At 65.4% G+C, this 25,244-nt stretch carries 22 protein-coding genes; 8 read left to right on the top strand and 14 right to left on the bottom strand.

Annotated elements, in window-relative coordinates:
- Positions 1-102 precede the first annotated feature (102 nt).
- Positions 103-816: a pirin family protein gene (locus DOM32_RS02635; protein WP_110630873.1), complete on the top strand. Its 714-nt coding sequence runs from the start codon at positions 103-105 to the stop codon at positions 814-816.
- A gap of 84 nt (positions 817-900) precedes the next feature.
- Here the strand turns inward: DOM32_RS02635 and DOM32_RS02630 are convergent, their stop codons facing one another.
- The 3 genes from DOM32_RS02630 to DOM32_RS02620 all read right to left on the bottom strand — a co-directional run bounded on the left by DOM32_RS02630 (position 901) and on the right by DOM32_RS02620 (position 3,032).
- Positions 901-1,257, bottom strand: coding sequence for a hypothetical protein (locus DOM32_RS02630; protein WP_110630871.1), 357 nt, complete (start codon positions 1,255-1,257; stop codon positions 901-903).
- A 127-nt stretch (positions 1,258-1,384) separates the two neighbouring features.
- Positions 1,385-1,660: an HU family DNA-binding protein gene (locus DOM32_RS02625; RefSeq protein WP_110630869.1), complete on the bottom strand. Its 276-nt coding sequence runs from the start codon at positions 1,658-1,660 to the stop codon at positions 1,385-1,387.
- A gap of 169 nt (positions 1,661-1,829) precedes the next feature.
- Complete coding sequence (locus tag DOM32_RS02620) at positions 1,830-3,032, bottom strand: NAD(P)/FAD-dependent oxidoreductase (RefSeq protein WP_110630867.1); 1,203 nt, start codon at positions 3,030-3,032, stop codon at positions 1,830-1,832.
- A 36-nt stretch (positions 3,033-3,068) separates the two neighbouring features.
- Here DOM32_RS02620 and DOM32_RS02615 point away from each other — a divergent pair, with 36 nt between their 5' ends.
- From DOM32_RS02615 to DOM32_RS02590, 6 genes are all read left to right on the top strand, one after another.
- Positions 3,069-3,719: a chorismate--pyruvate lyase family protein gene (locus DOM32_RS02615; protein WP_244179772.1), complete on the top strand. Its 651-nt coding sequence runs from the start codon at positions 3,069-3,071 to the stop codon at positions 3,717-3,719.
- 118 nt (positions 3,720-3,837) lie between these two features.
- On the top strand, positions 3,838-4,761 hold the full coding sequence (gene ubiA, locus DOM32_RS02610) for a 4-hydroxybenzoate octaprenyltransferase (RefSeq protein ID WP_110630865.1): 924 nt from the start codon (positions 3,838-3,840) through the stop codon (positions 4,759-4,761).
- Positions 4,762-4,911: 150 nt separating this feature from the next.
- Positions 4,912-5,601 carry a phosphate regulon transcriptional regulator PhoB gene (gene phoB, locus DOM32_RS02605; protein WP_110630863.1) on the top strand — a complete coding sequence of 230 codons (690 nt, stop codon included), beginning with the start codon at positions 4,912-4,914 and terminating at the stop codon, positions 5,599-5,601.
- An 8-nt stretch (positions 5,602-5,609) separates the two neighbouring features.
- Positions 5,610-6,962, top strand: coding sequence for a phosphate regulon sensor histidine kinase PhoR (gene phoR / locus DOM32_RS02600; RefSeq protein ID WP_110630861.1), 1,353 nt, complete (start codon positions 5,610-5,612; stop codon positions 6,960-6,962).
- A gap of 121 nt (positions 6,963-7,083) precedes the next feature.
- A complete protein-coding gene (locus DOM32_RS02595; RefSeq protein ID WP_244179771.1) occupies positions 7,084-8,754 on the top strand; it encodes a methyl-accepting chemotaxis protein in 1,671 nt (556 codons plus the stop codon).
- An 87-nt stretch (positions 8,755-8,841) separates the two neighbouring features.
- Positions 8,842-9,708, top strand: coding sequence for a M23 family metallopeptidase (locus DOM32_RS02590; protein WP_244179770.1), 867 nt, complete (start codon positions 8,842-8,844; stop codon positions 9,706-9,708).
- Between the two features lie 10 nt (positions 9,709-9,718).
- Here the strand turns inward: DOM32_RS02590 and DOM32_RS02585 are convergent, their stop codons facing one another.
- The 10 genes from DOM32_RS02585 to hexR all read right to left on the bottom strand — a co-directional run bounded on the left by DOM32_RS02585 (position 9,719) and on the right by hexR (position 23,189).
- Positions 9,719-10,777: a siderophore-interacting protein gene (locus tag DOM32_RS02585; protein ID WP_110630857.1), complete on the bottom strand. Its 1,059-nt coding sequence runs from the start codon at positions 10,775-10,777 to the stop codon at positions 9,719-9,721.
- Between the two features lie 215 nt (positions 10,778-10,992).
- A complete protein-coding gene (locus DOM32_RS02580) occupies positions 10,993-11,604 on the bottom strand; it encodes a superoxide dismutase (protein ID WP_110630855.1) in 612 nt (203 codons plus the stop codon).
- Between the two features lie 296 nt (positions 11,605-11,900).
- Positions 11,901-12,632 (bottom strand): sulfate transporter CysZ, encoded by a 732-nt coding sequence (gene cysZ / locus DOM32_RS02575; protein ID WP_110630853.1) that lies wholly within the window; start codon positions 12,630-12,632, stop codon positions 11,901-11,903.
- 104 nt (positions 12,633-12,736) lie between these two features.
- Positions 12,737-13,465: a phosphate signaling complex protein PhoU gene (gene phoU / locus DOM32_RS02570; protein ID WP_071230484.1), complete on the bottom strand. Its 729-nt coding sequence runs from the start codon at positions 13,463-13,465 to the stop codon at positions 12,737-12,739.
- A gap of 130 nt (positions 13,466-13,595) precedes the next feature.
- Positions 13,596-15,836, bottom strand: coding sequence for a DNA helicase II (gene uvrD, locus DOM32_RS02565; protein WP_071230485.1), 2,241 nt, complete (start codon positions 15,834-15,836; stop codon positions 13,596-13,598).
- A gap of 78 nt (positions 15,837-15,914) precedes the next feature.
- Complete coding sequence (locus tag DOM32_RS02560; RefSeq protein WP_071230486.1) at positions 15,915-16,535, bottom strand: ZapG family protein; 621 nt, start codon at positions 16,533-16,535, stop codon at positions 15,915-15,917.
- A gap of 183 nt (positions 16,536-16,718) precedes the next feature.
- Positions 16,719-19,952 carry an error-prone DNA polymerase gene (locus DOM32_RS02555; protein ID WP_277354938.1) on the bottom strand — a complete coding sequence of 1,078 codons (3,234 nt, stop codon included), beginning with the start codon at positions 19,950-19,952 and terminating at the stop codon, positions 16,719-16,721.
- 53 nt (positions 19,953-20,005) lie between these two features.
- Complete coding sequence (locus tag DOM32_RS02550) at positions 20,006-21,574, bottom strand: Y-family DNA polymerase (RefSeq protein WP_208625285.1); 1,569 nt, start codon at positions 21,572-21,574, stop codon at positions 20,006-20,008.
- On the bottom strand, positions 21,525-22,136 hold the full coding sequence (gene imuA / locus DOM32_RS02545; RefSeq protein WP_110630850.1) for a translesion DNA synthesis-associated protein ImuA: 612 nt from the start codon (positions 22,134-22,136) through the stop codon (positions 21,525-21,527). Before imuA ends, DOM32_RS02550 begins: the two co-directional genes overlap by 50 nt.
- Positions 22,137-22,331: 195 nt before the next feature.
- Positions 22,332-23,189: a transcriptional regulator HexR gene (gene hexR / locus DOM32_RS02540; protein ID WP_071230489.1), complete on the bottom strand. Its 858-nt coding sequence runs from the start codon at positions 23,187-23,189 to the stop codon at positions 22,332-22,334.
- A gap of 200 nt (positions 23,190-23,389) precedes the next feature.
- On the opposite strand from hexR, the gene DOM32_RS02535 reads away from it, so the two are divergent.
- Positions 23,390-23,578 (top strand): PA3496 family putative envelope integrity protein, encoded by a 189-nt coding sequence (locus tag DOM32_RS02535; RefSeq protein WP_071230490.1) that lies wholly within the window; start codon positions 23,390-23,392, stop codon positions 23,576-23,578.
- Positions 23,579-23,747: 169 nt separating this feature from the next.
- On the opposite strand, the gene DOM32_RS02530 is transcribed toward DOM32_RS02535, so the two are convergent.
- Positions 23,748-25,094 (bottom strand): sodium-dependent transporter, encoded by a 1,347-nt coding sequence (locus tag DOM32_RS02530; RefSeq protein WP_110630848.1) that lies wholly within the window; start codon positions 25,092-25,094, stop codon positions 23,748-23,750.
- Positions 25,095-25,244 lie beyond the last annotated feature (150 nt).

The following is a 25,244-nucleotide window of genomic DNA, read 5'->3' as shown; positions in this document are numbered from 1 at the left end:
GAGTACGTGCGCAAAAACGCGCTTTTGTTCGATTATTTAGGTAATACACTGTCTTCATTGCGCCGTCGCTGACGCTCGGCGCCCGAAACCAGGAGACAGACCATGTTGACGATTCGACGCGGTAACGAACGCGGTTATGCCGATCACGGTTGGCTCAAGAGCTACCACTCGTTCTCGTTCGCCGGCTATCACGACCCGAAACATGTGCACTTCAGCGTGCTGCGGGTGATTAACGAGGACCGTGTCGCCCCGGGTCAGGGTTTCGGCCAGCACGGCCATCAGGACATGGAGATATTCTCCTATGTGCTGAGCGGCGAGCTGGCCCACCGCGACACGCTGGGCAACGGCTCCTCGATCGGCCCCGGTCGGGTGCAGATCATGACCACCGGCACCGGCGTCGAGCACAGCGAGTTCAATCACTCCGCCAGCGAGCCGGTGCACTTCCTGCAGATCTGGCTGTTCCCGCGGGCGCAAGGGCTGACACCGCGCTACGCCGAAAAGGATTTCGATGAAGCCGATAAGCGTGGCCGGCTGTGCCTGATCCTGTCACCGGATGGTCGCGACGGTTCGCTGGAACTGCAACAGGACGCCTTCATCTACGCGTCGCTGCTGGACGGCGACGAACGGGCAGAATTGCCACTGGCAACGGATCGCCAGAGCTACGTGCACGTGGTCAGGGGCAGTATCACGGTCAACGGCCAGGCGCTCGAAGGCGGCGATGCGCTGATGCTCGTGGATGAGCCCGGCGTGACGCTGGAAGGCGGCGAGGATGCGGAAGTACTGGTCTTCGATCTGCCGGCCGTGCAGCTGTCTTGAGATCGATTTGGTATCGGCGACCGGCGACAGGGACGTTGCCGGTTTCGTCGTTCATGGTCTAGGGCTCATAGCCCGTAGCCATCATCAAAGATACTTCAGCAGCCCCTGCAGTCGTTCCAGATCGCGGGAGTCTCCCACCAGCCGCAATTGGCCGTTGAACAGCCCTTCGCGGAAGGCGCGCTGAGAGGGCTTGCGCAGAAATCGCGTGGCGCTTTCCGAGTCGCGGAAGCGCAGTTCCAGCGTCAGATCGGTCGGCAGGCCGACATCGCTCTGGATGGCGTGCGGCGTCATGCGATAGTGACGGGCGATCGTGAGGTCTTCGGTGGCAACGCCCCAATCGAATCGCTGGAGCTTTTCCAGGGCATCGCGAAACGCCGCCTTGCGGGAACGCGCGCGCTTGAGCATCACGCCCAGCCACCAGAGCATCAACTTGAGCTTCATGCCACCTCGCACGAATCGACCATCATGGGAATATGGCGGGGAAGAATGCCGACCCACCCTCTTGCGGCGGATCGGCTATCGTTTCGCCCATGGCAAACGAGCGAATCAAGAACCCGATTGCCCGAGCTTACTTGCTGACGGCGTCCTTGAGAGCCTTGCCGGGCTTGAAGGCCACGGTCTTGCTGGCCGGAATGTCCAACGGCTTGCCAGTCTGCGGGTTCTTGCCCGTCCGTGCGGCGCGCTCGCGAACCGTGAACGAACCGAAACCGATCAAAGTGACATCGCTACCCTTGGAAACCGTATCGGTGATCTCGTCGAGGATGACGTTCAACACCTGACTGGCCTTGTCCTTCGACAGATCCGCACGCTCGGCAATCGCCGCAGCGAGTTCTGGCTTACGCATAGAGCCCTCCTAGTTTGGCAATGGCGTCACCTAAAACGCCTCGCGTTTGAGACGAGTTGTTGTTCTCGATGAGGAACAACGCCCTCCGGTCGCATAATAGGCCGCTTGGGGCGCGGTTTGTCCAGCATCAGGTGACGATTCGTGGCTTATAGATCCGCAGCCACCGGGGCTAGCCTAGCAATGGGGGGGTCGCTCGCGCTAGTTCGACTTTTCGACGAACGCAGCGCCCGGTCAGCGCGAAGCCCAGCAGGACACCATTGTCGTCCTCGGCCAGCGCGGTGAAATCGCCGCCTTCTCCTTCGATCCGCCAGCGCTGAGGCGCTTTTCGCGGCGGCAGCGCGACCACCGGCAACAGCGGCGTCTTGACCACGATCGGCCAGCTCCCGTAGCTGACCTCGGTCGGCGTGCCGGTCAGCGTCGCCGCCAGCGCCTTGGCGCTGGCCTGCAGCGGCTGGACGTACATCGCGTTCAGGCCGTTGCCCGGGGTGCCGAGGCCGTCGACACAGGCCACGTCTCCCAGCGCGAAGACGTTCGGATCGCTGGTGGCGAGCCGGCGATCGGTGAGAATGCCCGCCGAAGACACCGCCAGCCCCGCAGCCTCGGCGAGCGCAGTCCGGGGCGTCAGTCCGGTCGCGATCAGCACCAGGTCCGCTTCGAGGCTTTCGCCATCCTCCAGCGCCAGCGTCACGCCTTCACCGTCGTCATGGAGTGCCGTCACCCGGCGTTCGAAAATGCTGCGGATGCCGGTCTCCTCGAACGCCTCGCCCAGCGCCCGCCCCAGCGGCGGTGGCAGCAGGCGGGCCAGCGGCGTTGCCTCGGGAGAGATCAGCGCCACCCGGTGACCGCCGGCATGCAGGTCGCTGGCGAACTCGCAGCCCACCAGGCCCGCGCCGATGATCGCGATGCGGGCCTGGTGACCGGGGTGACGATCCAGCAAGCCACGCAGCCGCCGGTAGTCGTCGAGATCGTTGATCTGGAAGACCCGATCGTGCAGCGCGGGGGAAACGTCGAACGGCTGCCGGGGCGCCGCGCCGGTGGCCAGTACCAGTTGGCCGTAGGGCAGGATTTCGGTGCCGATCCGCAACTGGCGATTGGCGGTATCGATGGCGTCCACCGTGGTATGGATGCGAACCCGGGCCTGCAACGATTCGGCCACGCCCACCGCATCGCGTATCGCCAGCGTTTCCGCCGTCTGCCGCTTGGTGAAGGCGCTGGAGAGCAGCGGCTTGGCATAGTCGTCGCCGCTGTCGGCGCTGATCAGGGTGATCGGCCGCTCGGCATCGTGGCTTCGTACCGCCCGGGCCAGGCCCAGGCCGGCCATGCCGGTGCCAATGATCGTCAGGGGCGCAGTGGAATGATCGGATTGACTCATTACGGGGGCTCGTTCGGTCGGTCGTCTCGAGACCTCATGGTACACTACGCCGCCTTCGAGCCGCGCCGCCCCGCGGTTCCCGCCATTTTCACGGCGCTTTTCATGATACTGCTCACGGAGTCGTTTCGCGTGCCCGCAACCTGCCACTGCCATGCCTTGTCATCCGCCGAACGATCCTGGCGCTGGATCCGCTGGTCCCCGGCCGCCGCTCAGCGCCCTCGCATGAGCACCGCCTGGTGGCAGTGGGTTGCCTCCACCGACTCCCTTACCGCACGGCTCATTGCGGCGTCCGAGCGCCCGTTCCGGGTCAAGCTGATCCATCAGGGCGTCGAGCGGCCGCGCCGCGACGAAGCCCAGGCCCTGGGCCTGGCTTCCAGCGAGATGGCCTGGGTGCGCGAGGTGATGCTGATGAGCGGCGAACGGCCCTGGGTCGCGGCGCGCTCGATCGCACCGCTGGATCGCATCGGTTGCCGGCGCCTGCGGACGTTGGGGGAACGCTCACTGGGCAGTTGGCTGTTCGCCCAGCACGATCTCCAGCGAGATCCGATCGAGGTGGCTCGGGTCTCGCCCGCCGGTGCCGGGCTCTGGCTGCGCCGCTCGCGCTTTCGCCACGGCACCATCCAGTTGCTGGTCCAGGAGTGCTTCCAGCGTGAAATGGCCGAGGATCTGGGCCTTTCTTCGATCTGAGCGGCAATTCGCGACCGAAACGACGATCTGGCCCAATTACCCGTCCAGCCTCGAAGCGAGACTGCAGTTGCAGTAAAGTCGTTGGCGATTTTCAGGCCTTGCCATTTCGGAGATTCGTATGTCCAGCGCCAACGATTCAGCCGCCCGACCCCGCGGCGATGGTCCCCCCGCTCTCCCCCGCGGCCTCGCCCGCCTGCCCGACTTCCTTCGCCTGACGCGTCTCGACAAGCCGATCGGCACCTGGCTGCTGATGTGGCCGACGCTGTGGGCGCTGTGGCTGGCCGCAGACGGCCTGCCGGATCGCGCCACGCTGATCATCTTCGTGCTCGGGGTCTACCTGATGCGCGCGGCCGGCTGCGTCGTCAACGACTACGCCGACCGCCATCTGGACGGGCACGTCAAACGCACCCGCGAGCGCCCGCTGGCGACCGGGCGGATCAGCGAAAAGGAAGCCAAGATCCTGTTCGCGGGCCTGGTGGTGCTGGCGTTCGTGCTGGTCTGCCTGACCAATCTCGCCACCGTGCTGCTCTCCTTCGTCGGCGTCGCGCTGGCCGCGATCTACCCGTTCATGAAGCGCTACACCCATCTGCCTCAGGTGGTGCTGGGCATGGCGTTCTCCTGGAGCATCCCCATGGCGTTCATGGCGGTGAGTCGCGAGGTGCCGCTGGATGCCTGGCTGCTGCTGGTCGCCAACGTCGCCTGGACCGTGGCCTACGATACCCAGTACGCGATGGTCGATCGCGACGACGACATCAAGATCGGGATCAAGTCCACCGCACGGCTGTTCGGCCGGTGGGACAAGCGGATCATCGGTCTGCTGCAGCTGCTGACCCTGGCGCTGCTGGCCTGGGTCGGCACCCGGACCCAACTGGACGGGTTCTTCTGGCTGGGGCTGGCGGCGATGGCAGCCACCTTCGTCTACCAGCAGTGGCTGATTCGCGAACGCGAGCGTGATGCCTGCTTCCGCGCCTTTCTCAACAATTTCTGGTCCGGCCTGCTGCTGTTCGCGGGGCTGGTTCTCGCCCTGTGGCCGCTGGTCTGACCAAGCCGAGACTGAGCGGCTGGCGCGGTTGTCATATCGCTGTCATATTTTCACGATGTAATCGTCACCGTTCTGTCACGGCCGGAAGTTATCCCGGTGCGCCAATCGCGCATGGGGAAAGCTCCCCGGCGGCTCACCCGAGGCATGCGCATGAGCTCCAAGACCGTACTCATCGTTGACGACGAAGCATCCATTCGCGAAATGATCGCCGTGGCGCTGGAGATGGCCGATTATCACGTGCTGGAGGCGGAAAACGCCCAGACCGGCCACGCCATGGCGCTGGACAAGAAGCCCGACCTGATCCTGCTCGACTGGATGATGCCCGGCACCAGCGGCATCGAACTGGCTCGACGCCTGAAGCGCGAGGAAGCCACCGCCGAAATGCCGATCATCCTGCTCACCGCCAAGGGCGAGGAGGACAACAAGGTGCAGGGGCTGGAAGCCGGTGCCGACGACTACATCACCAAGCCGTTCTCGCCCCGCGAGCTGGTGGCCCGCCTCAAGGCGGTGCTGCGCCGCGCGACGCCGCCGGGCATCGAGGAGGCCGTCGAGGTCGCCGGCCTGCGTCTCGACCCTTCCAGCCACCGCGTCACCTCCCACGGCGGCGCGCTGGAGATCGGCCCCACCGAATACCGGCTGCTGCAGTTCTTCATGACCCACCAGGAGCGCGCCTACACTCGTAGCCAGCTGCTGGATCAGGTCTGGGGTGGCAACGTGTACGTGGAAGAGCGTACCGTCGATGTCCATATCCGCCGGCTGCGCAAATGCCTGGGCGAGGCGCACCAGCATCTGGTCCAGACCGTGCGCGGCACCGGTTACCGTTTCTCGACCCGGGAGTGAGATAGGACGTGCGCTACTGGATCAACGAACTGTGGCGCCTCGGCTACATGCTGTTCGGGCTCGGCGCGATAGGCTTGTTGCTCGGTGAGCTGGGCGGCGAGCTGTTCGCCGGGCTGGGATGGGGCCTGGCGGCCGGCCTCGGGCTCTATGTCTTCCTGCATCTGCGCCACGTGCGCATGCTCTACGTCTGGCTGCTGAAGAACCCCCGCGAAGCACCGCCACCCGGCACCGGCGTCTGGGGTGACCTTTTCGACCGGCTCTACAACTACCAGAAGGCCCAGACGCAGCTGCAGCAGCGCCTGCGCGACATCCTGCGCCGTATCCAGGACTCCTGCGAGGCGATGCGTGACAGCGTGGTGATGCTCGACCCCAACGGCGATCTCGAGTGGTGGAACAGTGCCGCCTGCGACATGCTCGGCCTGCAGCCCGATCACGATCGCGGCCAGCCGATCACCAACTTCTTGCGCGATCCGCGCTTCATCGCCTATTTCGAGAACGGCGACTACAGCGAGCCCCTGCTGATCCCCTCGCCGATCCAGGCCAACCGTACCCTGCAGTTCCATCTCACCCTGTTCGGCGACAACGAGCGTCTGCTGATGGCCCGCGACGTCAGTCGCCTGCATCAGCTGGAGATGATGCGCCGCGACTTCGTGGCCAATGTCTCCCATGAACTGCGCACGCCGCTGACGGTGCTGGCCGGCTATCTCGAGACCTATCTCGACCATGCCGACCAGCTCCCCGAGCGCTGGCAGCGCGGGTTCGGGCAGATGCAGGCCCAGACCACCCGGATGCAGAACCTGGTCGAGGATCTGCTGCTGCTGTCGCGCCTGGAGATCGACAGCCCCGACGACGATCGAGACGTGCTCGACGTGGGCGCGCTACTCGAGGAGATCGCCGACGATGCCCGCGATCTCAGCGCCGGCCGGCATCAGGTGGCGGTGGAGGCCGAAGCGTCGGGACAGCTGCTGGCGAACACCAAGGAGATCCGCAGCGCCATCTCCAACCTCGCCTTCAACGCCGTCCGCTACACGCCCGAGGGCAGTACCATCACCCTGCGCTGGAAGCCCTGGCACGACGGCGCCGCCATCGAGGTCGAGGACAACGGCGACGGCTTCGACCCGATCCATATCCCCCGCCTGACCGAGCGCTTCTATCGCGTCGACAAGGGGCGCAGTGCCGCGACCGGTGGTACGGGGCTGGGCCTGGCCATCGTCAAGCACGTGCTGCTTCGCCATGACGCCAATCTGGAGATCGTCAGCCGCCCCGGTCTCGGCGCCCGTTTCCGCTGCGTGTTTCCGGCCTCGCGCCTGGCGCCAGCCCCCTCCCGACCCGCTCCGGATCTGCCCGAAACGCCGGTCTGACGCGCTCTGCCTGGTTTTTCAGTTTTTCCTCAACCTTCATCGTCCGCGGCCGATAGTGGAGGCAATTCACTATTTGTTTATATGAATTGCGCTCTCACAATCAATGAGGAATGGCCCGACGATGACGATGCGACAAAAACTCTGGATCACGGTTGGCCTGATGTGGCTGGGCATGCTGATTCTGGTGGGCTGGATGGCCCTGGAGAAACGCGAGACGCTGATGGCCGAACGCGTGAACAGTCTCAAAAGCTTCGTGGGCAGCGCCCAGACGATGGTCGAGCGATACGCCGAGCGCGCCGATAATGGCGAGTTCACCGCAGAAGCGGCCCAGAAATTCGCCCGCAGCAACCTCTCGGCGCTGGATCTCGAAGGCAGCTATGTCTACGCCTTCGACAGCGATATCCACCTGGTCTACCACCCCAAGCGCGAGATCGGCAGCGACATGAGCGGGTTCCGCGACGACAACGGGGTCTACTTCTATCGCGAGCTCAAGGCGCTGGCGGACTCGCCCGACGACGGCACGCTGGAGTACACCTCCACCAATGCCGACGGCGAGGACGTGTCACGCATCAACTACGTGCGCTACGTCCCCGAGTGGGACTGGTACCTCGCCGCCAACGTCTACATCAGCGACATCCAGCACGCCTTCTGGGCCGGCGTTCTCAAGATGAGCCTGATTGCCGGTGTCATCGGCGTGATCATCACGCTGATCATGGGCTGGATCATCCGCAACGTGCTGGACGATATCGGTGGCGACCCGCATCAGGCCCGCGAGGCGATCAAGGGCATGGCAGGGGGCGATCTCACCACCTCGTTGAACGTGAAACCGGGCGACAAGCGCAGCCTGCTCGCGGCCATCGAAGGCATGCGTATGCGTCTGGCCGAATCGATGACTCATATCCGTCACGCCTCGACCACCATCACCGTCGGCGTGGGCCAGATTCATAACGGCAATCAGGATCTGGCGGCACGAACCGAGCAGCAGGCCGCCTCCATTGGTGAAACCGCTTCCAGCATGGAAGAGCTGACCCAGACCGTGCGCCAGAATGCCGATAACGCCCGCCAGGCCAGCAACCTGGCCGGCGAGGCTCGCACCACCGCCACGGAAGGTGGAGAAATGATGGACCAGGTCGTGTCGACCATGCAGGACATCACCGACAGCTCGCGTCAGGTCACCGAGATCATCGAGGTGATCGACTCGATCGCCTTCCAGACCAACATCCTGGCGCTCAACGCCTCCGTCGAGGCGGCGCGAGCCGGCGAGCAGGGCCGTGGCTTCGCCGTGGTCGCCAACGAGGTGCGCACGCTGGCCAGCCGCAGCGCCGACGCCTCCCGCGAGATTCGCGAACTGATCGACGCCTCCAACCGCAAGATCGGTGCCGGCTCCGAGATCGTCGGCCAGGCTGGCGACACCATTCGCCGTGTGGTCACCGCGGTTGCCCGCATGACCGACCTGATCGAAGAGATTTCGGTCGCTTCCGGCGAGCAGTCCAACGGGATCGATCAGGTCAACGAAGCCGTGGTGCAGATGGATCAGGTGACCCAGCAGAACGCCGCGCTGGTGCAACAGGCTTCCGCCGCCGCCTCCACGCTCAATTCGCAGGTCGCGACGCTGGAACAGGCGCTGGCCGGCTTCAGGGTTGCGAGCGTCGAATACGACGATCTGATGTCGGGTTACCGTCAGCCGATGGCGTCGCCCACGACACCGAAACTGCCATCGACGCCCACGCCGAGCACGACATCGACTTCGCGCTCGACGCGAGACGATAACGACGACTGGAAGTCCTTCTAACCGGATCTCGGCTGGTTGCCATCATCGTTTCCCCCGCCACCGCATCGGGTTATGGTGGCGGCATCCAGCGATACGGAGTTCGACCAGGTGCCGATCATTCTCTCCCTTTCCTCATGGCGCCGACTGCTCGGCGCCACCGTCTTTGCCCTGCTGCTGTCATGCGTTACCGCCAGCGTCCGCGCCGACACCGCTCGTATCGATACCATCCCGATCACCTTTCCGGACAGCGTCCAGCAGGGGTCGATGGTCATCGGTCGCGTGCCGCCGGGCAGCCAGGTGACGACGGCAGGACGGGAGCTTCGCGTCACCGGCTACGGCACCGTGGTGTTCGGCGTGGGGCGCGATGCCAGCGGTGCCGAGCGCGTCGATATCGTGACCCCGGATGGTCGGGAACATCAGGTATCGGTGGCGATCACGCCCCGGGACTGGCCGATCGAGCGCATCGATGGCGTGCCGCCCAAGACCGTCTCGCCGCCCCCGGAGATCGCCCGGCGCATCCAGCGCGAGCAGGCCGCCGTCAGCGCCCAGCGCACCCGCAACGACGACCGGGTGGGTTTCGCCCAGACCTTCGTCTGGCCGGTCGAGGGGCGCATCAGCGGGCGCTTCGGCAACCAGCGCGTCTACAACGGCACGCCGGGATCGGCCCACTCGGGAATGGACATCGCCGCCGCCGAGGGCACGTCGGTCAAGGCGCCGGCCAGCGGCGTGATCACCTTCGCCGACGATCTCTACCTGACCGGCGGCACCGTACTGCTCGACCACGGCTACGGCATCAGCTCCAACTTCCTGCATCTCTCGCGGATCGATGTGGAAGTCGGCGACAGCGTCGAACAGGGAGAAGTGATCGGCGCGGTAGGCGCGACCGGCCGCGCCACCGGGCCGCATCTGCACTGGGGCATGAACTGGTTCGATACGCGGATCGACCCGCTGCTGGTTCTGGAACGTGGTCGTTAATTTCGAAAAGCTAGGCGCTTTCCCGTTTCCAGTAGCCGGTGACCAAATGCTGCCCCTTCTGCAGCCCGAACTCCTGCTTGAGCCGCTTGCGCAGGCGCTGGCTGACATCCGCCTCGCCGGCGAACCAGACGAACAGGTCGTCGCGGGTCGCGGGGATGGCCTCGGCGACTGCCGCGGCGAGCTGCTCGCTGGGGCCGTGGCCGCGACAGCGATAGCGCCACTGCACGTCGCAGTGATCGGGCACCGGCAGCTCGAGAGCATCGACTGGCGATTCGACCTCCAGCCAGGCCTCGACACGGGCGTGCCCCGGTAGCGTCTCCATCAGGCGAGAAATCGCCGGAATGGCGGTTTCGTCGCCGGCCAGCAGATAGTGGGAGGCCTCGGCGACGCCGCGTCCGTAAGGCCCGGCCATGCCGCAGAGATCCCCCGGCCTGGCACGCCGCGCAAAATCGCCTCCCGGCCCCGGCGCCTCGTGCAGCAGAAAATCGATCTCGACCTCGCCGCGAGCGACATCCAGGCGACGAATGGTGTAGTAGCGAATCTCGGCGCGTTCCTCTTCCGGCGGCCACTGGGTCCCGCCTTCCGCGGTAGGTCGCGGCCACTGCGGCCGCTCGATCCCAGCCGGCGGAAAGTGCAGGCGCACGTGCCACTCTTCCGGATGATCGAAGCGCGCCAGGTTCTCGCCACTCAGCGTCAGCCGCCGGATACTGGGGCTCAGATCCTCGATCCGCGTCACCCGCATCTCGCGGAAATTGGCGAAGGTCGGGGCCGCGACGACATCGCCGTGCCAGTGCAACGGCAGCGCGTTCTCGCCCGCGAAGAGCGACACGTAGTGCTCGATGATGCCCCGCAGCGTCTCCAGACCGTCCCGCGCCTCGGCTCGGGCTTCCATGTGCAACCCCACGCGGATCGCGGCGAAATGCGCCTCGCCCCCGGGCAGCTCGATCACCGTTAGGATATCGTCGGCTCGATAGGGCACATCGTACTCGTCCAGAAACGCTCTCAGGCGCAATTGAAAATTATTTACATCGGTGAGCGTCAATGTGGCGTCGCAGCGAAGTGCAGTCATGATGTGGGATCGTCTTGCAGCAGTGGGGCGGTGGCGTGCGGAGCTTGGAATCGGCGGGAGCCGATACCGTCAGCCTATCAGAAAAGGTCTGGCGGTGGGAATCCATGCAAGATGCCCCCGCTCCGGGGATGAAACCGAAGCGGGGGCATCTCGAACTGGCTTATGCCGAGACAGTCAGTACTGGACAGTTAGTACTAGACAGTCAGCGCCAAGGATCAGGCGGTGGCTTCGGCATAGCGACGATTGACTTCGTCCCAGTTGATGACGTCGAAGAACGCGGCAATATAATCCGGACGCTTGTTCTGATACTTCAGGTAGTAAGCGTGCTCCCAGACATCCAGGCCGAGAATCGGCGTCAGGCCTTCCATCAGCGGGCTGTCCTGGTTCAGGGTGTTGATGACCTTGAGCTTCTTCTCCGGAGTCACGACCAGCCAAGCCCAGCCACTACCGAATCGACCGGCTGCAGCTTTCTTGAACTCTTCCTTGAAGGCGTCGTAGCCGCCGAGTTCGCTGCTGATCGCTTCACCGACCTTGCCGGTCGGCTCGTCACCGCCGTCCTTGGACATCACAGTCCAGAACAGCGAGTGGTTGGCGTGACCGCCACCGTTGTTGATGACTGCCTGGCGCTTGTCCTGCGGAACCTTCTCGATATCGGCCATCAGCTTGTCGACCGGCACGTCTTCGAGCCCCGTGCCTTCCAGCGCGGCGTTGAGGTTGTTGACGTAAGTCTGATGGTGACGAGTGTGATGAATCTCCATCGTCATCGCGTCGATCTTGGGTTCCAGCGCGTCATACGCATAGGGTAGCGACGGTAAGCTATGAGCCATGATCAAAACTCCCTTTCGTGAGGAGGCATTGCCCGACGCGGGCGCCTCTCGGGTGAATCAAAATAGTGAGCAACGCGTGGCAGTGTCAAGCGAACCCGACCTCGATACGGCGCTGCTCGGGGGAACTATCGCTTTGATTTCACTAGGATTTGTAGAAGCGCCGATGCGCTTGGCTCCAGAACTTCGACAAACCCTCGTGCCGTATCCTTATACATGGCGTGCAACGGTGCCGCTTTCAACCCCGGCCGGCGTTTTTCTCGCCGGCCGGGCAGCCGCCCGCGCTCGCGCCCCCGCGTTCAGCGGCTCACTGCCGGCACCATGGAGCGGTAATAGCGGTCCCACAGCATGACACCACCGGCAACGCCACCGGGCAGCAGGATCAGGTTGAGCACCGGCACCCAGGTGGCCATGGACATGCAGGCGCCGTAGGTCAGCGTCGGCCACCAGCGGGCGCGCAGGCGACGACGCATATCGGTAAACCCGACCTGATTGTTGTCCATCGGGTAGTCGAGATACTGGACGGCCATCATCCAGGCGGAGAACGCCGCCCACAGGAAGGGCGTGATCAGGTTGAGGCCGGGCACGAATCCCATCAGGAACAGAACCGCCATGCGCGGCAGGATATAGCCCAGCTTGATCAGTTCCCGCCCCAGCGCATCGACGCCGGCCTTCATCAGCCCGCGCTCGTCGCTCGGCGGCCGGCCGGTGACGCGAGTCTCCACCTTCTCGGCCAGAAAGCCGTAGAACGGTGCCGCGATCAGGTTGGAAACCAGGGTGAAGGTGAAAAAGACGATCAGCGCCAGAGCAATGACCAGCAGCGGCCAGATCAACCATTCCAGCCAGGTCAGCCAGCCGGGTATCTGGCGCATGCCGTAGTCGAGCCAGCCGCCGAAGTTCTCGAAGAGATAGAAGATCGTGCCGCCGTAGAGCAGCAGATTGACCAGCACGGGGCCAATCACGAAACGACGCAGGCCGGGCTCGAACACCAGGCGCGTGCCACTGAAAATCACTTGCAGGGAGTAGATCATGCCAAATCCGCCGAACAGACAAACCGTTGCGAGGTCGACACGCTAACACAGTCCGAACGGCGGAGCGCTAGCCCCGAGCGAGTCGACGCCCGAGGGATTCAGCGTTAGCGGCCCTTGCCCAGGAGCTCGTGATCGAGATCGCTGACCGATGTGTGGCGGATGTCGCGGCCCTTGACCAGATAGATGACGTGCTCGGCCAGGTTGTCGGCGTGATCGCCGATCCGCTCCAGCGCGCGCAGCACCGTCATCACGTTCAGCACGCCGCCGATGGAGCGCGAATCTTCCATCATCAGGGTCGCCAGCGAACGCATGGCAGTGGTGTATTCGCTGTCCACCGAGGCATCTTCCGCTACCACTTTCAGCGCCAGCTCGGTGTCGAAGCGGGCGAAGGCAGTCAACGAATCGCGCAGCATGTTGCCGACATGTTCGCTGATGTGGCGAATCTCGACGCTACCCTGGGGAATCCGACCGGCTTCGATCAGATCGAGCGCATTGCGCGCGATCTTGTTGGCTTCGTCGCCCATCCGCTCGAGATCGTTGGTGGCCCGGATGACCGCGATGACCAGGCGCAGGTCGGAAGCGGCCGGCTGACGCCGGGCCAGGATCCGCACGCACTCCTCGTCGATCTTGAGCTGCATCCCGTTGACGCTGGCGTCGTTGTCGCGCACGCGAATCGCCAACTGGCTATCGCCCTCCAGCAGCGCCGTCAGGGCTTCCTGGAGCTGCTTCTCGACCAGTCCTCCCATCGCCATCAGCTGGGTCTTGATGGTTTCCAGGTCCTGGTTGTACTGCTGCGAGATGTGCTGACTGTGGGTATCGCTGGTGATATCCATGTGTGACTCCAAATGAGGCGCAACGAGAAACCGGGGCGCGACGAGAAACAGCAACGCGGTGAACGTTTTACGACTTATCTCGCCATTCTGGCACAAGAGTATTGCAAACAGATGACGCTGCCGACTGCCGTTACAACGGGGTCAGCTTGGCGAAGCCCAGCACCAGCCACTTGTCGCCCTCGCCCTCGAAGCTGACATGCACTCTAGCACGGGCGCCTTCCCCTTCGGCATCGAGGATCACGCCCTCGCCGAACAGCGGATGGCTGACGCGCTGGCCGAGCGACAGCGAAGGGAGATCGCCGCTGGCCTCGACACCCTGCTGGCGCAACGAGCCCACGTTGGGCCGGGACGTCACCGGGCGCGATACCTGCCCGCGCAGGCGCACTTCCTCGAGCAGTTCCTCGGGGACTTCCCGTAAAAACCGCGACGGCCGCGCCATGGTCTCGCGGCCGTGCAGGCGGCGGATCTCGGCATAGGTGAGATAGAGCTTGCGCATGGCGCGGGTCATGCCGACATAGCAGAGCCGGCGCTCCTCCTCGAGGCGTCCCGGCTCTTCCAGCGACATCTTGTGCGGGAACAGGCCCTCTTCGATGCCGGCCACGAACACCACCGGAAATTCCAGCCCCTTGGCCGAGTGCAACGTCATCATCTGCACGCAGTCCTCGAATTCGTCGGCCTCGTGATCGCCCGCGTTGAGCGCTGCCTCCGCCAGGAACGGTTCCAGCGCCGCGGCGCCTTCGCCGACCTCCTGCAGATCGATCGGGTTGGCCTGCGCATTCTGCGAGAATGCCCGCGCCGCGTTGATCAGTTCTTCCAGGTTCTCGACCCGCGCCTGACCTTTCTCGCCCTTCTCGCTGCGGTGGTGCTCGATCAGGCCGGAGATCTGGATCACGTGCTCGATGATCTCGTAGAGCGCCATGCCGGCGGTATCGTTGTCGAGACGTTCGATCAGCTCGGCGAAGGCATTGACCGCATTGCCCGCGCGGCCCTTGAGCGTGCCGTCGCTCAGGCTGTCGTGCAGCGACTGCCACAGCGAGACATTGGTATCACGGGCGCGGCCACGCAGGATCTCCACCGTGCGCGTGCCGATCCCGCGGGCCGGCACGTTGATCACCCGTTCCAGCGACGCGTCATCCTCGCGATTGAGCAGCAGGCGCAGGTAGGCCAGCGCGTTCTTGATCTCCAGGCGTTCGTAGAAGCGCTGACCGCCGTAGATGCGATACGGCACGCCGCTGCGGATCAGCGCCTCCTCGATCACCCGGGACTGGGCGTTGGAGCGGTAGAGGATCGCCATCTCGCGCCGGGCGACGCCGTTGCGAGACTGTTCGCCGATGGTATCGACGATGAAGCGCGCCTCGTCGAGATCGTTGAAGCCGGCATAGACGGAGATCTTGTCGCCAGCATCGCCGTCGGTCCACAGCTCCTTGCCCATGCGCCCGCTGTTGTGGCTGATCAGCGCGTTGGCGGCATCCAGAATGGCGCTGGTGGAGCGATAGTTCTGCTCCAGGCGCACGGTCCGGGTGTTGGTGAATTCGGTCTCGAAGCGGCGGATGTTCTCGACCTTGGCCCCGCGCCAGCCGTAGATCGACTGATCGTCGTCGCCGACCACGATCATGGCCGCACTGTCGTCATCGCCCTTCCCATTGCCATCAGCGCCGGCCAGCAATTTCAGCCAGGCGTACTGCAGGGTGTTGGTGTCCTGGAATTCGTCGACCAGGATATGGCCGAAGCGCTCGCGGTAATGCTTGAGCAGCGCCGGCGTATCCCGCAAAAGCTCCAGGCTGCGCAGCAGCAGCTCGCCGAAGTCGACCAGCCCGCCGCGTTCGCAGGTCAGCTGATAGAGCTCGTAGAGCTCGACCATCCTGGCCATGTAGGCGTCGCCGTGGGTCGCCACCTGCTGCGGGCGCAGTCCCTCCTCCTTGCAGCCGCCGATGAAATACTGCACCTGCTTGGGCGGATAGCGCTCATCGTCGACGTTGTGGTCCCGCAGCAGACGCTTGACCAGCCGCAACTGGTCGTCGCTGTCGATGATCTGGAAATGCTGGGGCAGACGCGCGTCGTGCCAGTGGGTGCGCAGCAGGCGATGCGCTATGGAGTGGAAGGTGCCGACCCACATGTTGCGCAGCGACGCCCCCTGCAGCGCCTCGAGACGTGTGCGCATCTCGCGGGCGGCCTTGTTGGTAAAGGTCACCGCCAGAATGGCATAGGGGGAAACGCCTTCGACCTGCATCAGCCACGCGATGCGATGCACCAGCACTCGGGTCTTGCCCGAACCGGCACCGGCCAGCACCAGCATATTGCCGGGCGGCGCGGCGACGGCCTCGCGCTGATTGGCGTTGAGGGAGTCGATTAGTGCCGAGACATCATCCATTGGAAACCGTGCGGGGCCTTGCTGCTGGAAAGGGGAAGAGCGCGCCAGCTTAACACAGCCGGCCAGCCCCGCCTGGCGTCAGGCGCTGCCTGATGCCCTGCTCGGGGCGCCTCCGCGCTTGCTGGCGGCATCTTCGGCGGCGGCGTGAATCGCCGCATCCTGCGGACGCCCGGTCGACGACCCGGACGTGCCGGCAGAAGCCGGAGCATCGGTCTTCGTCTCGCGCGTCTTCGTGGCGCTCATGGCGGCGCTGTCAGGCTTGCCGGTGGCCGGCGCCTTGTGCGCTGTCTGGGGCTCGGTCGCTTCCGTCTCGGTGGCCCGGGTCTTGGTGGTCTGGACCTCGGTAGCGGCCGAACGGGAGGCCGTGTCCGGCTCGTGCAGATCCTGGGTGATCGCTTCCGGCTTGGGCGGCGGCTCGATCACCGTTTCGTGGTGCATGTCGGCGAGCTTCTCGGCTCCCTTCGCGACATGGTGATACATCTCGCGATAGTCCTCGACCATCCGCGTCATGGTCGCGGAAACCTGCTCGAAGTGCTCGCGAACGTCTTCCTTGTAGGCATTGTGCTCGCGATTGAGCTCGCGCATCGGTTCGGTGTTGTGGCCGCCCATCCTGGTTCCCAGCCAGTAGCCGACCAGTACCCCGATGGCCCCCACGGCCACCGCGATGGCAATCCAGGGCCCTACGCCAATGCTCTCCATAAATCAGCCGCCTCTTGAGTTGTTTGAAGGAAAAATCGTTGCTGCGAAATACGCCACAATAAAGACCGGCAGCGCAGCACAATGGTTCCTTACCTAATCACAGGAGCACGCCGTTTTGCCAGCCCGCGCTATCGCGCTCCTAGTCGTCCGCACCGCCCCACAGCGCGTGCGACGGGAGCCGGACTAATGAAAATCCCGACTGCGCGTGCTCAGCCCCTCCAGCAGGCCGGTGAGATCGATCAGCCCTCTGGCAATCACGTGGCGCACGCCCGCCTGGCTTTCCAGCTTGCCCACTACCCGCAGCAGCCGAGACTCGAGCAGGACCCGGCGATAGCGTACGGCGAGATGCGGCCAGACCACGACATTGACCATGCCGAATTCGTCCTCGAGGGTCAGAAAAGTCACCCCCTTGGCGGAGCCGGGACGCTGGCGTCCGACCACCAGTCCGGCGATCGCCACGCCGACATCCCCCGGCAGCTCGGCGAGGCGCCTGGAATCCACCACGCCGCCCAGACCGCGAATGCCATCCGACCGGCAGCGCTGGCGCAGCAGCGACATCGGATGCGGCCCCAGCGTGGTGCCGAGCGTGGCGTAATCCGCCTTGATCGCTTCGCCGATCTCGACAGCCGGCAGCGCGAGCGACTCCTCTTCGCTATCGAACTCGATACCATTTTGGGCAAACAGCGGCAGCGACGCCTCGACACCGGCCGTGGCCCAGCGCGCCCGATGGCGATCTCCTGCCAGCCCCTCCAGCGCACCAGCATCGGCGAGCCGTGACAGCACCGCCCGCTTGACCCCGGATCGTGCCGCCAAGCGTTCGACGCTATCGCAACCCGGCGTGTCGCGCGCCGCCAGCAGCCGTTCGCCGTCGCTCTCGGCGAGCCCCTTGATCATGTGCAGCCCGAGCCGGATCGCCAGGGCGCCGGTACTGGTAGAGGCAACCTCCAGCGTGCTCTCCCACTGGCTCTGGCGGATGTCGACCGGGCGCACCTCGACGCCGTGACGGCGGGCATCCTGCAGGACCTGATCCGGCGAATAGAAGCCCATCGGCCAGCTGTTGATCAGGGCGCAGGCGAAGATCGCCTGTTCGTGGCACTTGAGCCAGCAGCTGGCGTAGGTCAGCAGGGCAAAGCTGGCGGCGTGAGATTCGGGAAAGCCGTAGCTGCCGAAGCCCTTGATCTGCTCGAAGATGCGTTCGGCGAACTCCAGCGCGTAGCCGCGTTCGAGCATGCCCTCGATGATGCGTTTGCGATGCGGCTCGAGACCACCGTGGCGCTTCCACGCCGCCATCGAACGCCGCAACTGGTCCGCCTCGCCGGGGCTGTAACCCGCCGCTTCCACCGCCAGCGCCATCACCTGTTCCTGGAACAGCGGCACGCCCAGAGTGCGCTTGAAGACGTCTTCGACGGCCTTCGATGGATAGGTGATCGGCTCCTCGCCGTTACGCCGCTTGAGATAGGGATGCACCATGTCGCCCTGGATCGGCCCGGGGCGCACGATCGCCACTTCGATCACCAGGTCGTAGAACTTGGCCGGCTTGAGCCGGGGCAGCATCGCCATCTGGGCGCGGGACTCGATCTGGAACACGCCGAGAGTGTCGGCGCGCTGGATCATCGCGTAGGTCTCGGCGCACTCCTTGGGGATCGTCGCCAGCGCGTAGTCGATACCGCGATGGAGACGCAGCAGATCCAGACTGCGCCGCAGCACCGTCAGCATGCCCAGCGACAGCACGTCGACCTTGAGCAGCCCGACCAGATCGAGATCGTCCTTGTCCCACTGGATCACCGTGCGCTCCGGCATGGCGGCGTTTTCCACCGGCACCAGCGTCTGCAACGGCGCATCCGAAATCACGAAGCCCCCGGGATGCTGGGAGAGATGGCGCGGAAAGCCAACCAGCGTACCGGCCAGCACAAGCAGACGCTGGAGCATCGGCTCCTCCGGCTCGAAACCCTGTTCGCGCAGCCGTGCTTCGTCGGGAATATGATCGGTCCAGCGCCCGGCGCAGCGGGCGAGCCGGTCGATACGCTCCGGCGCGAAGCCCAGTGCCCGGCCGATATCGCGGATCGCCCCGGCAGCGTGATAGTGGCTGACCACGGCGGTCAGCGCCGCGCGATGGCGGCCGTAGCGGCGGAAGACATACTGGATCACCTCCTCGCGGCGTTCGTGCTCGAAATCGACATCGATATCCGGCGGCTCGTCGCGCTCGCGGGAAATGAAGCGCTCGAACAGCAACGCCGTGCGCGACGGATCGATCTCGGTGATTCCCAGCGCGTAGCAGACCGCCGAGTTGGCCGCCGAGCCGCGCCCCTGGCACAGAATGTGCTGCTGCCGCGCGAAGTCGACGATGTCATGCACGGTGAGGAAATAGTGCTCGTAGCCAAGCTCCTCGATCAGCGCGAGCTCGTAGTCGATCTGTGCGGCCGTCTTCTCGGGCACGCCCGCCGGCCAGCGTCGTTGGCACCCGCTGGCGGTCAGCTCGCGCAGCCACTCGGCCGGCGTCTTGCCGTCCGGCACCACCTCGTGGGGATAGGTGTACTCAAGCTCGCCAAGATCGAAGTCGCAGCGCGCCGCCAGCGCCACGCTCTCGGCCATCAGCGCAGCGGGATAGAGCGCGGACAGCGCATCGCGGCTGCGTAGATGGCGCTCGCCGTTGGGGAACAGCGCGTCTCCCGCCTCGAACACGCTCTGGTGATGACGAATCGCGGTGAGACAATCCTGCAGCGCCCGCCGACCCCGGGCATGCATGTGAACGTCTCCCGCCGCCAGTGCCGGAATGCCCAGCGCGTCGGCCAGCGCCTGCAGTCGGGTCAGACGCGCGGCGTTGTCGCAACCGTTCTCGAAACCATAGTGAAGCTCTACCGCCAGCCACAGCCGATCGGGGAAGGCGCGTGCCAGCCGCTCGCCCACCTCATTATCACCTACCCCACGATCACCCATCTTACGATCCGGCACTGCCTCGGGAATCCACAGCGCAAACAGACCGTCACCGCCATCGAGTTCGTCGAGATCCGAGGCGAGCAGCCGGTATTCGCCCTTGGGCGCGCGCCCGCGAACGCGGGTGATCAATCCGCAGAGCGCCTCGTAGCCACGCCGGTTCTCCACCAGCAGCACCAGCTTGATGCCGCATTCGGTACGAAATTCGGCACCGACGATCAGGTCGACGCCATGCTCCCGCGCCGCCTGCCAGCCACGCACGATGCCGGCCAGCGTGGCCTCGTCGGTGATCGCCAGGGCACGGTAGCCGAGCCGTGCGGCGCGCTCGAAAAGCTCGTCCGCGGTCGACGCACCGCGCTGGAAGCTGAACGCGGAGAGGCAGTGCAGCTCGGCGTAGGGTTTTCCAAAGGCGCCCGAACCCGCGCCGATTCTACAGCCGCCCTTTTTATCGGTGCCCAGTGCCGCACCCGGTGCCGCGCCCAAGCTTTGTCGTGCGTCCGAAGCGGCAGCGTCGGGCCGCGATGAAAAGCCATCGTTCATCCGAACCATCCGTGCAGATACCAGCCCTGCCGACCCGGCTCGCACCAGACCCAGGCGTGGCGGCCGTCGACCCACTGGGCCAGATAGTAGTCGCGCCGGATGTCGCCGCCGTCCCACCAGCCGCTTTCGATCCGCTCCGGCCCCGCCAGCAGCTGCACCACGTCGCCATCGCAGCGCTGGGGCGTGGGGGTCAGCCAGCCGGGGCGCGTCGGGCCGGCGCTGGCGTCACGCGCCCGTGGGCCGGCGCCGTCGATCACCGCCATTTCCGGGCGATGCTCGCGGTACTCGATCAGCGGCTTGAGTACCGGCTCGCCCAGCCGCGCGACCAGCCGCTGATGCAGCGTCGCCCAGGCCTGGGCCTGGCGGGCCGGCCCTTCCAGCAGCTCCCGCCGGACCGGCGCGTAGGCCGACAGGCGCGGCGCGGAGAGCGTCAAGCTCATCACCGGGCCGGCGAGGCGCACGCGCTCCAGATGCGCACGGGTCAGCTCGAGCAGGGTATCGGGGTCGCGCTGTACCGCCAGCAGGCCGATCTCGACGGCCTGCGCCGGACCGTCCTCCAGTTCGAACGTCAGGCGGAACCGCTCGACGCCCGCGTCCTGGCCCATCAGAAACGCGGCCAGCTCCTGCAACAGGCGCTTGAGCGGAAAGGCCAGGCCGGCGATGGCATGCACCGGCTGGTCGAATTCGAAGGTACGTGAAAAACGCGGCGTGGGGCGATGGTAATCCAGCGCCAGCGGCCACTCCCCGCGCAGCTCGCTCAGATGACGCAGCAAACCGCCACCGAAACGTCGGGCCAGGGCGCTGCGCGGCAGGGCGAACAGCTCGTCCAGGCGCTGGAAACCGCTGCGCTTGAGGGTCTGCACGATGTCATGGCCGGCATCGATGTTCGCCAGCCCGGCACGGTCGAGGCGCAGCGCGGCCAGCGCCGGCTCCAGCCCGGCGTCGTCCACCGCCAGCCCGTCGTGGACATTGACCAGCACCCGCGCCGCCGCCGGATTGGGGGCGATCACCAGCCGATGCGAAAAGCCGAGTTCGGCGAGCTCCGACCGCAGCCGCGCCTCCAGCCGCGGCCAGGGGCCCAGCAGATCGAGGCTGCTGGCGACCTCGAACACCAGCGCGTGCGGATAGTGCAGGCTGACCTGAGCGCTGAAGCCATAGGCCCAGCTCGCCAGACGCCGCCGCCAGCGCTCGACGGATTCGGCATCGAACGGCGCCGTCTCGAGCCGCTCGCCCGAGGCAGGTTCAGAACCGTTTTCTGGCGCGGAGTTGGGCGCCTTGGAAAGCGGCGCGGCTCCGGGCGCCTTAAAAAGCGGCGCGTTAAACAGCGCTTCGGCGAAGCCTCTCGCCTGACCGGGTTTGACGCCCTGCTCGCGGGCGGCGCGATTGGCGGCGCGAATGCATTGGCGCTGCGCCGGGCCATCGACCAGCGCGAAGGGCGCCCCGGGGTCGGCACGACGACGCAGCGCCCCCTCCAGTGCCAGACGCGGAAACAGCAGACAGACCCAGCGCATGGCGTCACGCCCCGGTGCCGAAGGCGATTCGCCGCGCGGGCGGAAAGCCGCCACGGCACTTGAGGATCTCCAGCTCGGCATGCCGGTGCAGCCGTAACCGGAGCGGCGCCGGCGACGCCTCGGACACCTTCGCCAGCGGCCGGTGGACGAAAGCCAGCGTGTTGCCGCTCGCCGCCGCCACCTGCAACCGCCGCATGAGGCGGCTATCGGCCTGCGGCAGCCAGGCGACGACGGCCGCGCAGCAGCCGGCGCGCAGGCATTGCTCCGTCGCCCACAACGCCTCGCGGCCCTGCACGTCGAGCCAGTGACACTGCTCTAGCGCCACGCCCGCCTGCCGCCACGCCGCCGGATACGGCACGGCCGGTGGCGAGACCAGCACCACCGGCCGGCCTTCCCGGGTCATCCGCGAGATCACCGGCCACAGCAGGGCCAGCTCCCCGTTGCCGGCGCCCGCCGACAGCAGCTCGCTGACCGCGGCCGACGGCCAGCCACCGCCCGGCAGGATCGCATCGAGCGCCGCATGCCCGCTGGCGATCGCCTCGCCGCCCTGGCTATCGGCACCGGCCTGGGCGCGCCAGATCTGACGGCTATCGAGCAGGGATTCCAGGCTGCTCATCGGCCGCCCCCCGTATCGGGCAATGGCAGCGATATCCATCGGAAACAGCGAGAAGCGAGTGACGACATGACGGTGGCCGGGACGGTTGAAACGTTGTCACCAGTGTCACTCAGAACACGATTACTGTCTATATATACAGTATTCGAGACACAAAAAACGCCGAGCGAAGTCGGCGTTTCCCTGGTCATGAAGCCGTCACGACACGTTGTTGGACACCCGCAGCGACCCCAGGCTGCGCTTGATCGCCTTGAGCTGATCGGTGATCTGCGGCCCGCGATTCTTCGCCACGCCGACGGCGAGCACGTCGATGGTCAGCAGATGGGCAATACGCGAGGTCATGGGGATGTAGACCTCGGTGTCTTCCTGCACGTCGATCGGCAGCGTCAGGGTCACCTCGCGGGCCAGCGGCGAATCGCTGGGACACAGGCCGATCACGGTCGCGCCGGCCTTGACCGCCGTCTTGGCGCTGGCGAGCAGCGCCCGGGTGCGGCCGGTCTGGGAGATCGCTACCACCACGTCGCCCGCTTTGAGGGTGGCGGCGGACATCGCCTGCAGGTGCGGGTCGGAGTAGGCCGACGTCTGGATCTGCAGGCGGAAGAACTTGTGCTGGGCATCGGCGGCGACGATCCCCGAAGCGCCGTAGCCGTAGAACTCGACCCGGTTGGCCACCGCCAGCGCCGCGATCGCCTTGCCCAGCGCCTCGTTGTCCAGTTGATCGCGGACCTGCTCGAGCGTCTCGATGGTGCTGTCGAAAATCCCGTGGGAGAACTCGGCCACGCTGTCGCCGTCGTTCATGGTGAACTGGGCGTACTGGCTTCCCCGCGCCATCATCTGCGCCAGCTTGAGCTTGAACTCCTGGAAGCCGGCCATGCCCATGGCACGGCAGAAGCGCACCACCGTCGGCTCGCTGACCTGCGCCTCGCTGGCCAGGTCGGTGATTCGCATCAGGATCACCTCTTCCGGATTGCGCAGCACGAAGCGCGCCACCTTCTGCTCGGAGCGGCGCAGGCGATCCATGTGCACACGCAATTCATCGAACAGCGAACGGCTCATGGCTGGCCCTCGGATGACGACATCGGATCTTCTCGGTCGGGAATCAGGCGCCCAGTATGCCCGAGTCACGCGGGCGGGAACACGCCGTCACGGCGCGTTGAAAGCATGAAAAAAGCTAGCCGTCACGATCTTGTCATCTTGGTTATAGTATGCATGTCGGGCGCGAACCGACAGATCTTAGGATGCCAGGAGATTCGATCATGAAGAGCGTCGAACACCTTCATGCCCTCAAGAGCGACATTCTCGAGATTTTCATGACGCTAGAAGTCAGCGAACATGAACAACGCAAGCGCAAGGCCGCCATTCGCTATCTCAAGGCCCGGCGCGGCATCGAACAGCGCCAGGAAAAGCGCCAGCTGGCGGAAGAGATCGCTGAGCTACCCGAATAGCTCGAATAGCTCGAATAACCCGAGCGGCCACCGCCACCCGTCGTTCGTCGGCCACAACGACCAGCGGCCGCGCCCTCGAAGAGGACCGCGGCCGCTATCTGCCCCGCTGGAACCGTCATCCGGCGGGGAAGCCGGTTTCATGTCAATGACATGTGACCGTCGCGTTTTCTCACAGGCTGTTGAAGAACACCACGACCACCCCGATCGGCGCCACATAGCGCGACACGTAGTGCCACAGCACCCGGCCCTTCGGCCCCAGGCCCAGCTCCTGCTTCACGCCTTCGCTATCCAGGAACCACGCCGTGAAGACGATGGCGGCCAGCCCCGTCAGCGGCAGCATCAGCTTGCTGGTGAGCGCATCGAGCAGGTCGAAGACGTTGAAACCGAACGGCTGGAAACCGGACCAGACGTTGAACGCCAGCAGCGCGGCGATGCCCAGCGACCAGGTCGCCAGCGCGGCGACGAAGGCCGAAGCGACGCGCGACAGCGGCGTGCGCTCTTCCAGGAACTCCGTCACCGGCTCCAGCAGCGAGATCGCCGAAGTCAGCGCGGCTACCGTCAGCAGCGCGAAGAAGATCGTGCCGAACGCCAGCCCCCAAGGCATGTCGATGAAGGCCAGCGGCAGCGTCACGAACAGCAGCCCCGGGCCGGCGCTCGGGTCCAGACCGTTGGCGAACACCACCGGGAAGATCGCCATGCCGGCGCCCAGCGCAATCACCGTATCCAGGATCACCACGGTGCGCGCCGTCTTGATCAGGTTGACCTCCTGACCCAGGTAGGAGCCGTAGGCCATCATGATCCCCATCCCCAGCGACAGCGTGAAGAACGCATGCCCCAGCGCGGCGAGCACGACGCCGCCGTTGAGCTTGCTCCAGTCGGGCGAGAACATGAACGCGGCCGCCTCGCCGAAGCCGGCGGTGGTCGCGCCGAAGCCGATCAGCAGGACCAGCGCCACGATCAGCAGCGGCATCAGCCACTTGGCCGCCCGCTCCAGGCCGCCCTTGACGCCGCCGGCGACGATGCCGAACGTCAGCAGCATGAAGATCGTGTGCCAGAACAGCAGCGTGCCCGGCTGGCCCAGCAGCGTGGTGAAGTAGTCACCCACATCGACCCCGCTCGACTGGCCCAGATCGCCGATCAGCGTGCTCCAGGTGTAGTTGAGCGACCAGCCGCCGACGACGCTGTAGAACGAGAGGATCAGAAACGACCCCAGCACCCCGGCAATGCCCACCAGCACCCAGTCCGGCGAGAGCTTCGAATCGCGGCTGAGCTTCTGCATGGTATTGATCGGGTTGGACTGCCCACGCCGGCCCAGCAGCCATTCGGACACCAGGATCGGCAAGCCGATCAGCGCGATACACACCAGGTAGACGAGCACGAACACGGCGCCGCCGCTGTCGCCCACCATGTAGGGGAACTTCCAGATATTGCCGAGACCCACGGCAGAACCGGTCGCCGCCAGAACGAAGGCCGTTCGCGAGGACCACTGCGCATGGGTATGGGATTGCTTGGCCATGAATTCACCATCGAGTATTGCTGTTGTCGGAAACCCGCAGCGCTCCATGACGGGCGTCGGTCACGCGAGGGGGTTCTCGTGTCGGCGCGGATTATAACGATTCAGGTCCGTTTCATCCCCGTTTGGCCCATGAAATCGACCAAAAGGGTA

The organism is Salinicola salarius, from assembly GCF_003206135.1.
GTDB classification, from domain to species: Bacteria; Pseudomonadota; Gammaproteobacteria; order Pseudomonadales; family Halomonadaceae; genus Salinicola; species Salinicola salarius.
The sequence above is the reverse complement of the archived record's forward strand: the minus strand, read 5'-3'. Positions and strand labels throughout refer to the sequence as shown.

Coding starts and splice junctions, on each gene's coding strand:
- imuA (WP_110630850.1), bottom strand. CDS start 22,136: ATGAGCAGCCTGGAATCCCTGCTCGATAGCCGTCAGATCTGGCGCGCC.
- ubiA (WP_110630865.1), top strand. CDS start 3,838: ATGTCCAGCGCCAACGATTCAGCCGCCCGACCCCGCGGCGATGGTCCC.
- DOM32_RS02580 (WP_110630855.1), bottom strand. CDS start 11,604: ATGGCTCATAGCTTACCGTCGCTACCCTATGCGTATGACGCGCTGGAA.
- DOM32_RS02535 (WP_071230490.1), top strand. CDS start 23,390: ATGAAGAGCGTCGAACACCTTCATGCCCTCAAGAGCGACATTCTCGAG.
- DOM32_RS02530 (WP_110630848.1), bottom strand. CDS start 25,094: ATGGCCAAGCAATCCCATACCCATGCGCAGTGGTCCTCGCGAACGGCC.
- phoB (WP_110630863.1), top strand. CDS start 4,912: ATGAGCTCCAAGACCGTACTCATCGTTGACGACGAAGCATCCATTCGC.
- DOM32_RS02585 (WP_110630857.1), bottom strand. CDS start 10,777: ATGACTGCACTTCGCTGCGACGCCACATTGACGCTCACCGATGTAAAT.
- DOM32_RS02630 (WP_110630871.1), bottom strand. CDS start 1,257: ATGAAGCTCAAGTTGATGCTCTGGTGGCTGGGCGTGATGCTCAAGCGC.
- DOM32_RS02595 (WP_244179771.1), top strand. CDS start 7,084: ATGACGATGCGACAAAAACTCTGGATCACGGTTGGCCTGATGTGGCTG.
- DOM32_RS02560 (WP_071230486.1), bottom strand. CDS start 16,535: ATGGAGAGCATTGGCGTAGGGCCCTGGATTGCCATCGCGGTGGCCGTG.
- DOM32_RS02625 (WP_110630869.1), bottom strand. CDS start 1,660: ATGCGTAAGCCAGAACTCGCTGCGGCGATTGCCGAGCGTGCGGATCTG.
- phoU (WP_071230484.1), bottom strand. CDS start 13,465: ATGGATATCACCAGCGATACCCACAGTCAGCACATCTCGCAGCAGTAC.
- DOM32_RS02635 (WP_110630873.1), top strand. CDS start 103: ATGTTGACGATTCGACGCGGTAACGAACGCGGTTATGCCGATCACGGT.
- hexR (WP_071230489.1), bottom strand. CDS start 23,189: ATGAGCCGTTCGCTGTTCGATGAATTGCGTGTGCACATGGATCGCCTG.
- DOM32_RS02620 (WP_110630867.1), bottom strand. CDS start 3,032: ATGAGTCAATCCGATCATTCCACTGCGCCCCTGACGATCATTGGCACC.
- DOM32_RS02615 (WP_244179772.1), top strand. CDS start 3,069: ATGGTACACTACGCCGCCTTCGAGCCGCGCCGCCCCGCGGTTCCCGCC.
- cysZ (WP_110630853.1), bottom strand. CDS start 12,632: ATGATCTACTCCCTGCAAGTGATTTTCAGTGGCACGCGCCTGGTGTTC.
- uvrD (WP_071230485.1), bottom strand. CDS start 15,836: ATGGATGATGTCTCGGCACTAATCGACTCCCTCAACGCCAATCAGCGC.